We start from the raw sequence: 12,455 nt of genomic DNA on the forward strand, positions 1-12,455 counted from the left end.
CGACACCACTTGAATTATATAAATTTGTTAAAAAAAAGGTTTGGAAATCTTCAAGCAATATCAGCCGTTTTTTATGTTTCTCTTCAAGTTCTTCGCTGTTTACGCGGGCTTGACGCTGATTTACCAAATCTATCTGAACCAGTTCAACATCGCGGCTTTCGAAGTGGACGATTTCACGAGATTCGTTTCGCGCCAAACCAAGTGGTTCACGCAAGTTTTCGGTTACGAGACGTTGGCCGAATCGCATCCGTTGCAACCCTCGATAATGTTGACGCTTAACGGACGTTACGTGGCGCGAGTCGTCGAAGGCTGCAACGCGCTCAGTGTCATAATCTTATTCGTGTCGTTTGTAGTCGCTTTCAAAGGCAATTTCAAAAACACGATCTTGTTCATAATCGGCGGAAGCGTTCTGATTCACTTCCTGAATGTCGCCAGAATCGGGCTTTTGGCCATGGCGTTGGTCAAATATCCGCAGTACGAACACTTTTTGCACGGCGTGGTTTTTCCCGCGGTGATTTATGGAATCGTCTTTTCGCTTTGGGTAATTTGGGTCAATAAATTTTCTGTACATGGAACAAAAAAAGATTGACGTCATCCAAAAAGTCGCGACCGTGGCGGTTCTGGTTTTGCTTCTGCTGACGATCCGCGGGTTTGAGGACGATCTTTTCTACGATCCGTTTCTCGAATATTTCCGAAACGATTACCTCGTCGGGCCTTTGCCGGCTTACGATTCCAGTGAATTGCTTTTCGGATTGTCGGCGCGCTATTTCCTGAACGCCATTATTTCCATCGGAATCATTTATGTGTTGTTCTCTGACGGGAATCTGATAAAATTCACGGCAATCCTCTACCTGGTTTTCTTCCTGATTCTTATCTTGGCATTTTTCGCGCTGCTGCACTTCCAAAGCCAGAACAATTTCCTGATTTTCTACACGAGAAGGTTTTTGATCCAGCCGCTTTTCCTGCTTTTGTTCGTTCCGGCGTTCTATTATCAAAGGCGGATGACCAAAAAATAAGGTTTCTTTAAGAAGGCAAAAGGTTGTTTTGCTTACTTTTGCGACATGGGAATCAAAAAACCGCTTGGTATTTTGCTCGCTTTCCTCATGTTGGCTTCCAACTTGGGATTGGCGTTCAGCGTGCATTATTGCGGTGATGAGATTGCGTCGGTCAAGCCGATTTTCCTCACGTCGGAGAAAGGCTGTTGCGGCAAGCAGAAATCCAAACCAATGGGTTGCTGCAAGACCAAGATCGTAAAATCCGACAAAGAACACGAAACGGTCGTCAAGACATTTTCATTCGCTTTCGAAGCGCCTTTCGTGCCGTCCGAAGCGCTTGAAATCCCAATCCAAAAAACCGCTTCTTTCCTCGAAAAGCCAGCCGCTTCCTATTATTGCGAAGCCAACGCGCCTCCGCTTTTCAAACTCTACAGCCAACTTATTTTCTACGCCTGATTTTTTGTTCGATCCCGGATTTATCCATTTCTAACATTAATTCAGATTTATGCGTTTATACCTAACGGCTTTGCTGTCGTTTACGGCGTTGGTCGGATTTGCACAAGATACTTTGCAGACGATCAGCGTACAATCGAACACACGAAGCATCAAAAAATCACTTACCGTCACGGCAAATACCCAAGTCATGACGAGCAAAGAACTGCTCAAGGCCGCGTGTTGCAACCTGGCCGAGAGTTTCGAGACGAATCCATCGATAGATGTCAATTTCTCCGATGCGCTAACCGGCGCCAAACAGGTCAAGATGCTCGGGCTGACAAGTCCGTATTTGATGATTACCGAGGAAAATATCCCGTCGGTTCGCGGCGCGTCCCAAGCCTACGGACTTACTTTTACGCCGGGAACTTGGGTCGAAAGCATCCAGATCACGAAAGGTGCAGGTTCGGTTGTCAATGGTTTCGAATCGATTTCGGGGCAAATCAACACCGAACTTCTCAAACCGATGAACGACATTCCGTTCTTCCTCAATTTCTACGGGTCGACCGATTCGCGTTTCGAGCTCAATGCGCACCTCAATCGCAAGTTGTCAGACAAATGGGCGAGTAGTCTGTTCATTCACGGCAATTCGCGCCTGACCAAAAACGACATGAACAACGACGGCTTTCTCGACAATCCGCTCGGACATCAAATCAACATGATGAACCGCTGGCAATATTCCAACCCTGAAAAAGGCTGGGTGAGTTTTATCAACCTGCGTTTTATGGACGATGCCAAACAGTCGGGAGAAGTCGATTTCATTCCGAGTCTGGACAAACTCACGACGAATCATTGGGGTTCGGAAATCAACACGAGGCGATACGACCTGGCGACCAAAATCGGATATGTCTGGCCCGAAATGCCTTTCCAAAGCATCGGTTTCCAAAATGCGATCAACCGTCACGAGCAAGATTCTTACTTCGGTTTGGTGGAGTACGATATTGCCCAAACGAGCTATTATTCGAATCTGATCTTCAATTCGATCATCGACAATACGATGCACAAATTCTCGACGGGACTCAATTTTACATACGACAAGTATGACGAGAAACTGTGGAGCATCGATTTTTCGAGAATCGACAACGCGCTTGGGGCTTTTTTCGAATACACTTATGACAATGCCGACAATTTCAGTCTGATAGCAGGCATAAGAGCCGACAACTCAAACCGATTGGGAACTTTTTTGACCCCGAGGCTTCACGCAAGATACAATCCATGGAAAGATGCCGTGATCAGGGCGTCCGCCGGAAGAGGGAAAAGGCTCGCGAATATTTTTGCCGAAAACCAACAGATTTTCGCCAGTTCGCGCAGCTTCGGATGGTATTTGGACAACGACAGTGGATTTTACGGCCTCAAACCGGAAATTGCCTGGAACTACGGTGTGAGTTTCAATCAGAAATTCCACATTTTCGGACAACCTGCCGACGCCGGATTCGATTTGTACCGAACAGATTTCCAGAATCAAGCCGTAGCCGATTTTTACTCCGCCGGGAATTTGGCCGATTTCTATGATCTGAAAGGGAAATCATATGTAAACAGCGTTCAGGTCGACTTCAACTACGAGCCCTACAAACATCTCAATTTGCGCACGGCCTACAAATATTACGATTCCAGGACAGATTATGCCACGGGAAGTTTCGAGCGTCCGCTCACGCCTCGTCACCGCTTTTTCGCCAATGCCGAATTCGCCACGCACATCAAGGAAAAAGGCCAGCGCTGGAAATTCGACGCGACGTGGAATTGGACGGGCACGCAACGTTTGCCAGCTACGGCTTCGGGCGCGCTTCCTGATTATTCTCCGGCTTTTTCGGTGCTGAATGCGCAAATCACCCGAACGTTTTCGTCCGCCTTCGAGGTTTATGTGGGAGGTGAGAACATGGCAAATTACAGACAAAAAAATCCAATTTTGGGAGCCGACGATCCGTTTGGCCCGAATTTCGACGCATCGGTTTTGTATGCGCCGGTTTTTGGTCAGATGTATTACGCCGGTTTCCGTTTCAAAATCAAATAACTACTTTAGAATCATGAAAAAGTTCCTATTTATGCTGTTGGTCGGCTTGACCGCAATTGGTGCGAATGCACAAGACAAGAAAAACAAGAACGCCAAATATTCGGTCGAGGTCGACGGGAATTGCGAGAGTTGCAAGAAACGCATCGAAAAAGCTGCGCTTTCTGTTTCGGGAGTCAAGTCAGCCGTTTGGGATGTGGATTCGCATCAGTTGAATCTGATTCTCAATGAAGAAAAAACGTCTGTAGACCAAGTGGAAAAAGCGATCGCGAAAGTGGGTCACGACACCAAAAATGTCAAGGCAGAAAAGACCGATTACGACAATCTTCACAGCTGTTGCAAGTATGACCGAAAGGACTCGAAGTAACCGTTAACAAAACCTTAAATAGGTGCGTGAAATTGCCGAAACGGCATTATTTGCTTACTTTCACGCACCTTTTTCACACACCTTACAAACAAGCTGATAATGAGCGATTTTAACTGGAAAGACCTGATTGATCCATTGTTTTACATTCACTTTGACATCAATGGAGTCAAGGTCGGTATCCTGATCGTACTTTTTATCGTGTTTGCCGAAACCGGGCTATTTGCGGGTTTCTTTCTGCCGGGCGACAGTTTGTTGTTTCTTTCCGGAATTTACAACCGCGAACTTATCGAGAATTTCATGTTCATCGAAAGCGCATTTTTGAACGTGGTCTTGTTGGCTACATTCGTCGCTTTGGCGGGAATTCTTGGGAATATGGTCGGATATTGGTTTGGCGCCAAGAGCGGCTACTATCTGTACAACAAACAAGACAGCTGGATTTTCAAGAAAAAATACCTGATCCAATCGAAGGAATTTTTTGAAAAACACGGCGGACGCGCCATTATCTTCGCGCGTTTTCTTCCTATTTTCAGAACGTTTGCACCAATCGTGGCCGGAATCGTATTGATGGACAAGAAGCGTTTTATGTTCTACAACATTCTGAGCTCGTTCCTTTGGTCTTTCAGCCTGATCTTCGCCGGACATTACCTTTACGGCTTTTTGCTGGCCGAGTTCGGAATCGACCTGAAACACTACATCGAGTGGATCGTGATCATTTTGGTCGTCATTACGATCGTTCCCGTTTTGCTCAAATTCAGCAAAAAAACAAAAACCCCGGAAGCGCCGGGGTTGTAATCGATTCTGATTTTTCTTGTTTACTGTTTCACTTGAAGCGTCCGCACTTCGGAAATCACTGTTCCGTCTGAGGCGATTCCTTCAATCACGATCTTGACCGAATCCTGGAAGAAATTCGGGAAAGCGAACCTGAAATTCCCGTTTTCATCTGTGGCCGTTTCCGGAATCCAGTGCAGCGCGCCTAAAGTCTGGAATCCGTCACTTTGATAATCGGCATAGTCGGGGTTTTTGTACTCCATGCTTTTTTGGAAACCGCTTTTGATCGTCAGGCCTTTGGTCATGGTTTTGGTCATTCTGCCTGCCAAAGTCTTTTTTAGGTAGATGCGGATGATTCCTGCGGTTCCGCCTCCAAGTCCGCCACCGTAGCCGCTTTTGTTGATATAGATTTCGTCCACCATATCCATTCGGTACATCGTGAGTTGGCTGTGATCGTCCTGAAGCATGTTGTCAACGAAAATCTGAGGCGTATTGCTTCCTTGGAATGAGGTCGAGAACGTTCTTGTGATCATGACGCGTCCGGCTTGCTGAGAGACATTGTAGCCGTGATTCTGAATAAAGTCGACGACGTTTGAATAGAGGTTGACGTCATTTGCTTCAATTTTGTAACCTCTCGCCATACTGTTGTTGAACGAAAGGCGGTTCTTGTCGTCGAGTTTCGGTTTTTTCGGAGCGTTCACCACAACCGAATCGAGTTTCACGCCTTTCCCTGATTCCGGATAGTTGAACTTCAACGCTACGGGTTTCAGGACGCAGGTCTTTGCTACAGGTTCGAACGGCTTGACAAAACTTCTGTTGTTGCCGCTTACTTGTGGCACGACCTGGATTTCTGTGCGTTCGTTTTTCTTGTTGAACAGCGAGAAAAACACCATTGCCGAATCCTCGACCATGATGCGGTCGAATGCGAATTCATTTTTTTCGTTCAGGACGGAAAATTCGTTCAATCCCATAGCCGTTGAATTCAGGTTTACTTTCGCGTTCGCGCGATCGACAGATTTGTTGTTCAGCGCGCCTTTGATCGTCAGTCCTTTGTCGAAGTCGTATTTCAGAATCGGTGCCGATGCCGTGATCTTCGCCCAATCGTACTTTTGACTTTGCGTCATCAGCATGTTGTCAAGCTCGTAATGTTTCTTGCGGTTGAAGCCGTCAAAATAGGTACGGCCTGAAATCTTTTCGGTATTGCGAAGTCCGGAAAGCTCCAGTTTGCCGTAAATGTCGTTGGAATTGTTTACCGATGCCGACGGAACGACAGAGACGCTCAAACTCGCGAGCTTCAATCCGGAGCGGCCTTTTACTACAATCGAATCGCCGCGCTTTTGGGAGATCGTCAATTCGGTTGGCGCGACTTGCGGTCGGTAAGCGTGATAGACCACGCGTTCGCCGATTTTCTTTTTGTTCGAGTCGACCAGGTAAACCGTGTTGAGTCCGTCAGAGAAATTCGCCGATGGAATCGAGAGTGTTTGCTTGGTCTGTGTTCCGTCGAGGGTGAAAGTCGCGAGCGTGCTGGCTCCAAAATCCTGGATCACGAAGTTGTAGTTTTTCCCTTTTAGCTGATCCAAAGTGGCTTTGTTGGTCTTTATCGTGACCGCAGCTTTGTCGGTAAAGACGTAATTGTTGATCGAGAAAGTGATTCCGGTTACAGATGGCGTCGGAAGCTGTTTCTGATACTCCTTGCCCTTGATCGTAGCCGACAGGGAATAAGGCGCCATATTGGTTTCGGAAATATCGAAACGCGAATAACCGGAAGCGTCGGTCGTTGGAGAAGCGATCACCGTTCCTTTTGCGTCTTTGATCTTGGTTTCGACCGACGGAATTCCGTTTCCGTTGCAATCCGATACCCGAAAGGCTACGGTATTTGCCGCATCTGCCAGGAAAACACCACTTTCCGGAAAGAACGAAATGTCCAAAGAGGAATAATCAATCGCATTCGGATCAAAGAAATCAGGCGAATCTTTGTTGATAACGGTGATTGGGTACAGGCTCGATTCGTCCTCGGAAAAATTGTTCATGTAGTTCGTGTAGACCTGAAGATAGTAAACGCCAGCCGTGAGCGATTTCGGAAGCTCGAGGTAACCGTTGAAAAGCGAGTTTTCGGAATACAGTAAAGCGTTTGTGACTTTCCGGCCTGACGGATCGAGCAAATTCACGTAAACGTTCATCGTCTCGGGATATGGCAACCGACTTTGTTTCTTGATGATATAGCCTTTGAACCAGATTTTCTCTGCCGATAGATAGGCCGCTTTGTTGGCGTGCAGGTGAATTCCTTCCCGGTCGGCCTTGAAATACTCGGAAATTGCGACAGATTCGGACGCGATCGGTGGTGAGGACGATTGTTGTGCATGCGAAAGGCCGCAAAGCCCTACGCATAAAAGCGAAAGTAATTTGTTCATCTGTTGTTTGGTTTTGTTTGGTGCGAAGCCTGCGATTGGCCTCGTTTGGATTTTGCGAATATATAAAAAAAGCCGCCCGGTTAAGAGCAGCTTTTGTTTAAATATGTGTGTTGGAAATTACATCATTCCCGGCATTCCGCCGCCCATTGGCATTCCGCCTCCGGCATTTTCTTCTTTGATGTCTACCAAAGCGCATTCTGTGGTCAGGATCATTCCCGCAACCGAAGCCGCGTTTTCAAGAGCGACACGCGTCACTTTCTTAGGATCGATGATTCCAGCCGCGAGCATGTCTACGTATTCGTCGGTTTTGGCGTTGTATCCGAAATCGCCTTCGCCTTCTGCCACTTTAGAAACGACTACCGAACCTTCAAGTCCTGCGTTTTCTACGATGGTTCTAAGCGGAGATTCGACTGCGCGTGATACGATCTGGATTCCGGTCGCTTCGTCAGCATTGTCGGCCTTCAAATCTTTCAACACAGACTTGGCGCGCAACAAAGCAACACCGCCGCCGGCAACGATCCCTTCTTCTACAGCCGCGCGGGTTGCGTGAAGTGCATCGTCCACACGGTCTTTTTTCTCTTTCATTTCTACTTCAGATGCCGCTCCAACGTAAAGAACCGCAACACCTCCGGCCAATTTGGCCAAACGCTCCTGTAGTTTTTCACGGTCGTAATCAGAAGTCGTGACTTCCATTTGGGCTTTGATCTGGGCAACGCGATTCTTGATCAAATCAGCATCGCCTGCACCAGAAACGATTGTCGTGTTGTCTTTGTCGATCGAGACACGTTTTGCGGTTCCAAGCATTTCCAAAGAGGCGTTCTCCAAAGTGTAACCTCTTTCTTCAGAAATTACCGTTCCACCTGTAAGGATCGCGATGTCTTCCAGAAGTGCTTTGCGTCGATCACCGAAACCTGGCGCTTTCACGGCAGCGATTTTGAGTGCGCCACGCAATTTGTTCACTACCAAAGTCGACAAAGCTTCCCCGTCAACATCTTCGGCAATGATCAAAAGCGGTTTTCCCGATTGTGCAACCGGCTCAAGAACAGGAAGCAATTCTTTCAGGACCGATACTTTCTTGTCATACAACAAAATGTAAGGGTTTTCGAGTTCGGCTTCCATTTTCTCAGTGTTGGTCACGAAGTAAGCCGAAAGGTAACCGCGGTCGAATTGCATTCCTTCGACAACATCCACGTAAGTGTCAGTTCCTTTTGCTTCCTCGACTGTGATGACGCCTTCTTTTCCGACTTTTCCGAAAGCCGTAGCGATCAATTCTCCGATCACTTCGTCGTTGTTGGCAGAAATCGAAGCGACTTGCTTGATCTTGTCATTGTCGCTTCCTACTTCTTTTGACTGGCTGGCCAAATCGGCTACGATTGCCACGACAGCTTTGTCGATTCCGCGTTTCAAGTCCATCGGATTTGCTCCGGCGGCAACGTTTTTGAGACCTTCTTTTACGATCGCTTGTGCCAAAACGGTAGCTGTGGTCGTTCCGTCTCCGGCCAAATCGTTGGTTTTGGAAGCGACTTCCTTCACCATTTGGGCGCCCATATTTTCAAGAGTGTCTTTCAACTCGATTTCTTTGGCTACCGAAACACCGTCTTTAGTGACAGTCGGCGCACCGAAAGATTTACTGATGATCACGTTGCGACCTTTCGGGCCAAGCGTGACTTTTACTGCATTTGCCAATGCGTCGACGCCGCGTTTCAAACCGTCGCGTGCCTCGATATCGAATTTTATGTCTTTTGCCATTTTTGGTTTATTTGCTGCAAGTTTCAGACTCTATGCCGTCGGCTTGCGATTTAGTTGAATGTTGTTAATGCTTAGATGATAGCGAAAATCTCATATTCGGCCATGATCAGGTAATCTTTGCCTTCGAATTTCAATTCGGTTCCTGCAGAACGGCCGTACAAAACCGTGTCTCCGACTTTTACAGTCATTTCGTGGTCTTTCGTGCCTTTTCCTGCGGCGACTACCGTTCCTTTTTGGGGTTTTTCCTTAGCCGTGTCCGGAATGAAGATTCCCGATGCGGTCTGTGTTTCGGCTGCAACGGGCTCGACGAGTACTCGGTCTGCGAGAGGTTGGATATTCAAAGCCATATTCTATTTTTTTAGATTATTAAAATTTGATTGCTGTTGGTCGAAAAATGTGCCATCGGTTTAAAACTGACACTTTTTCCTAAAAAAAATGCCAGCGTTGACAGGCTGGCACTTTACATATAAGAATGTCTTATTATTTGGCAGTATCGGCCGGTGTTGCCGGAGCAGCCGGAGTTGCAGGTGCAGGACTTGCCGCTTTCGGAGCCGCAGTTTCGGTGCTTTTCAAAAGCGAGTTCTCGTCTGCCATCGATCCGTTGAAGCTCAAGCTTGACAAAATGATCAACACGATAAGAACGGTTGCCAATGTCCAGGTGCTTTTGTCAAGGAAATCGTTCGTCTTTTGAACGCCGCCCAACATCTGAGCGCCTCCGATAGAAGATGACAAACCGCCGCCTTTAGGGTTTTGTACCATTATCACAACGATGAGCAGGAAGCAAACGATCGTGATCAATACAAGGAAAATAGTGAAATTAGCCATTTTAAAACTTATTATTTTGTTGTAAACTTTTGATATCTAAAATTCGGTCTGCAAAGAAACTGTTTTTTTCTGGATATTTCAAAATTAAAATTTCGTATGCCTGAATTGCTTTGTCATACTTCTTTTGCTCGAGATAAACACGCGCCAAAGTCTCTGTCATCAGGTAGGAATTGTCGGCTTGCGTGGGTTCGAAAATGAACGATGGCGTTTTTGCGTCGGGCGTCATCTTTGGGATTTTCGCGTTCGACTCTATGAATTTGTCGATCAATTCATTTTTTTTTTGCCGCTCTGAATCGAGTTCCGAGGCGTCGCTGTCCGAATCGATTTCCTGTGCTTCTGGAATATCCGGCGCCGCGACGTCGCGAACGATAGGTTCAAATTTCGAAAGTTGCAGCCATTCATGAAAGGAATGCGTTTCGCGCGATGAAAAGTCCAGCGGTTTCCCGATTTCAAGTTTTTCCTCGGTTTCCGACTTTTGTTGCTGAGGAATTTCGGTCGGTTCTTCGGCAATTATTTCGGGTTCGGATGCGGTATGCGCTTCCGCAGAAACTTCTTCCACGTCTTCCACCACAAGGCTTTTGGCGTAAGATTCGGCTTCTTTTATAGAATCTAGGATCGATTTCGTCGCCGGATCGTAAGCTACTTTTTCTGGTTTTTCTTCAGATTCCGATTCGACCGCCGTTTCCGGCTCAAATTCAGTTTCTGTCTCAGATGCGGTTTCCGACTCAAGTTCCGATTCCGACTCAAGTTCCGATTCGATTCGTATGTCAGATTCCACTGCTGTTTCCGTTTCGGAAATTGGTTGTTCCGACGCGATTTGGGTTTCAATCTGAAGGTCGAAATCCGAAACATTATCAGAAATCACTTCTGAATCAACATCGGCGTCAGCCAAAATCCCGTTCGACAATTCTAAATTTTCGACTTCGGAATCCGTGGTTTCGGAAACAGCAGTCGTTTTGGACGCCATTTCCTCGTGAGAATCCTGAGCCAATTCTTCAACCCGGACGAATTCCGTGTCGAGGCTCGCGCGCAAACTTTCGTCTACGGTCAATTCCTCGAGATACGGTTTTTGCTCGATTTCCGAAACTTCGATATCGAGCAATTCCTGTTGCTTTTTCTGGAAAGCCTCGCGATCTACCGACACGAAACGGTCAGAAGTGATGAAGTCGAAAAGTACGCTTCGGTCTGTCGTAAAAGCCGCGGCGACTTTCAACGCATAATTGTAGCGGAAACTGTCTTCGTTGTACAAACCTTTGAGTCGCAAGGCGCGCGCACTTTGGAAATACGGGAATTCCGTGACGATCTTGTCGAGTTCGTCGGTGCGTTTCTCGTTCATCGTTTCGGGATGATTGAGCAGATAGGTATAATCGGATGCGTTCAATGCGAGTGTTTAATGGCGAAATTTAGTCAAATTGGCGAGAACGGCGATTTACCATTTGGCCAATGAGTCGTTGAAAATGTCTTGTGTGATACGCGTGAAAATCTCGTCAAGCGCCGTGCTTAGCGTCGGGCCGGTCAATTGTGTCGTGGCCGGAAAGTCGTAAAAGAACGAAAAGCGTTTCTCGAAATTGTCCTCTTCTTTTTTCTTGTTCGTGAATCGCACCATTACCGTAATCGTGAGTCTGTTTTGGGCAGCTCTCTGGTCAGCGGTCGCGGTCATTGGCGTGATGCGGTAGTCGGTGATCTCACCTTCGTAAACGAGTTCACCGCCTTGATTCGTCAGCACGAGATTCGTCTGGTTCTGGATCAGATCCTGGAGCGCCAAAGTGAACGTACGGTCGATTCCGGGCTCGATCAGCTCAGAGGTGTTCTGGAAATAATTCACCTGGAACGTCTTGGCGTCGATTGGCTTGGCTCCGGTGAAGTTGTAATTGACCGAACATCCGTTAAGCAAAACGAAAACCGGCAAAAGAAAAAGAAGCGATTTGAGATTTTTCATAGAAATTGGCTACGGTTGCACGTCGCCCTGATAATAATAGTTGATGTATTGCGCCTGGCCATCGGGATTTCCGAGGTAGAAGTTTTTCAACACACAAGAAAAAGGCAATCCGTTGGCGTTGTATTCGTATTCAAATTCGTGCGATTCCGGATCTTCGGAAGCGTAATGTTGTGTAACAGGATTGTTTCCCGAAGAATACATTCCGCCGAGAAATTTGTCGTGATAACTTCCGAAATGCGTCACTGCAAAGGCACGTCTTATGGCGTCAGTCGCGGCTTTCAGCGGATTGTTGTGGCTGTCGTAAGTGTAACCTTCACTCGAATCGCCTCCGTAAGACCAAAGCGAAACCGTGTTGGCGTTTTGGTAAGCTGCATTCGCGCCCGCAGTATCGTAATTTCCGTCAGATGAAAGGTAAATCCCAACTTCCGAAACCAAACGTCCGCTGGCGTCGACATTGAATTCGTATCGGTCGAAATAATCGAATTCCGCACCAACTATCGGATCTTCAAAATCCTGGATGTAAGTTCCCGAAGTCGTGTTGTATGTGAACACCATTCCGTTTACCGATGCGATGCGGTTGTTCGAATCGTATGTGAAAACAAAATTCTCCGGAGTCGTCCCGAAGAAATTCGCCTGCGTAAGCCTGCCTTGGGAATCGTATTCGAAGTGTTTCAAAACAGTTCCGTTTGCCGAAGTGATGTCTGTGAGAATGCCGTCATCGTCGAATTTCCAATGCGTTTCATTCGTTGCGCCAGGATTGAAAACAGCCATTGCAAGCAACGTCGGATCGTTTTGCTGAACATCCGGAGTCGTTCCCTGATCATCATCGGAACAAGACGAAAAAACGAGAATCGAGAACAGGAAAAGTAAGGCGTTTTTCATGGTTTGAAGGTTTTGGTGC

Annotated in this window: 13 protein-coding genes; 6 read left to right on the forward strand and 7 right to left on the reverse strand. The window is 47.0% G+C overall.

Annotation, left to right across the window (positions count from 1 at the left end; genetic code table 11):
- Positions 1 to 40: 40 nt before the first annotated feature.
- From xrtF to EOO49_RS01250, 6 genes are all read left to right on the forward strand, one after another.
- Positions 41 to 589, forward strand: coding sequence for an exosortase family protein XrtF (gene xrtF / locus EOO49_RS01225; RefSeq protein ID WP_290842062.1), 549 nt, complete (start codon positions 41 to 43; stop codon positions 587 to 589).
- The gene (locus EOO49_RS01230; protein ID WP_290842063.1) at positions 570 to 1,016 is read left to right on the forward strand and encodes an exosortase F system-associated protein; all 447 of its coding nucleotides are present in this window, start codon (positions 570 to 572) and stop codon (positions 1,014 to 1,016) included. Before xrtF ends, EOO49_RS01230 begins: the two co-directional genes overlap by 20 nt.
- A gap of 45 nt (positions 1,017 to 1,061) precedes the next feature.
- A complete protein-coding gene (locus EOO49_RS01235; protein WP_290842064.1) occupies positions 1,062 to 1,451 on the forward strand; it encodes a hypothetical protein in 390 nt (129 codons plus the stop codon).
- Positions 1,452 to 1,500: 49 nt separating this feature from the next.
- The gene (locus EOO49_RS01240) at positions 1,501 to 3,498 is read left to right on the forward strand and encodes a TonB-dependent receptor plug domain-containing protein (RefSeq protein ID WP_290842065.1); all 1,998 of its coding nucleotides are present in this window, start codon (positions 1,501 to 1,503) and stop codon (positions 3,496 to 3,498) included.
- A gap of 13 nt (positions 3,499 to 3,511) precedes the next feature.
- Positions 3,512 to 3,862: a heavy-metal-associated domain-containing protein gene (locus EOO49_RS01245; protein WP_290842066.1), complete on the forward strand. Its 351-nt coding sequence runs from the start codon at positions 3,512 to 3,514 to the stop codon at positions 3,860 to 3,862.
- 99 nt (positions 3,863 to 3,961) lie between these two features.
- Positions 3,962 to 4,654 (forward strand): VTT domain-containing protein, encoded by a 693-nt coding sequence (locus tag EOO49_RS01250; RefSeq protein WP_290842067.1) that lies wholly within the window; start codon positions 3,962 to 3,964, stop codon positions 4,652 to 4,654.
- A gap of 20 nt (positions 4,655 to 4,674) precedes the next feature.
- Here EOO49_RS01250 and EOO49_RS01255 read toward each other — a convergent pair whose 3' ends face one another.
- From EOO49_RS01255 to EOO49_RS01285, 7 genes are all read right to left on the reverse strand, one after another.
- The gene (locus EOO49_RS01255; protein ID WP_290842068.1) at positions 4,675 to 7,041 is read right to left on the reverse strand and encodes a hypothetical protein; all 2,367 of its coding nucleotides are present in this window, start codon (positions 7,039 to 7,041) and stop codon (positions 4,675 to 4,677) included.
- A 117-nt stretch (positions 7,042 to 7,158) separates the two neighbouring features.
- Positions 7,159 to 8,790, reverse strand: coding sequence for a chaperonin GroEL (groL, locus tag EOO49_RS01260; protein WP_290842069.1), 1,632 nt, complete (start codon positions 8,788 to 8,790; stop codon positions 7,159 to 7,161).
- Positions 8,791 to 8,861: 71 nt separating this feature from the next.
- Positions 8,862 to 9,137 (reverse strand): co-chaperone GroES, encoded by a 276-nt coding sequence (locus tag EOO49_RS01265; protein WP_290842070.1) that lies wholly within the window; start codon positions 9,135 to 9,137, stop codon positions 8,862 to 8,864.
- Positions 9,138 to 9,270: 133 nt separating this feature from the next.
- Positions 9,271 to 9,615 (reverse strand): preprotein translocase subunit SecG, encoded by a 345-nt coding sequence (gene secG, locus EOO49_RS01270; RefSeq protein ID WP_290842071.1) that lies wholly within the window; start codon positions 9,613 to 9,615, stop codon positions 9,271 to 9,273.
- 1 nt (position 9,616) lies between these two features.
- Entirely contained in the window at positions 9,617 to 10,996 is a 1,380-nt protein-coding gene (locus EOO49_RS01275; RefSeq protein WP_290842072.1) for a tetratricopeptide repeat protein, read from the reverse strand.
- 48 nt (positions 10,997 to 11,044) lie between these two features.
- Positions 11,045 to 11,554, reverse strand: coding sequence for an LptE family protein (locus tag EOO49_RS01280; RefSeq protein WP_290842073.1), 510 nt, complete (start codon positions 11,552 to 11,554; stop codon positions 11,045 to 11,047).
- A gap of 9 nt (positions 11,555 to 11,563) precedes the next feature.
- Entirely contained in the window at positions 11,564 to 12,436 is an 873-nt protein-coding gene (locus EOO49_RS01285) for a hypothetical protein (RefSeq protein ID WP_290842074.1), read from the reverse strand.
- Positions 12,437 to 12,455 lie beyond the last annotated feature (19 nt).

This window comes from Flavobacterium sp. (assembly GCF_004295795.1).
Lineage (GTDB): Bacteria > Bacteroidota > Bacteroidia > Flavobacteriales > Flavobacteriaceae > Flavobacterium.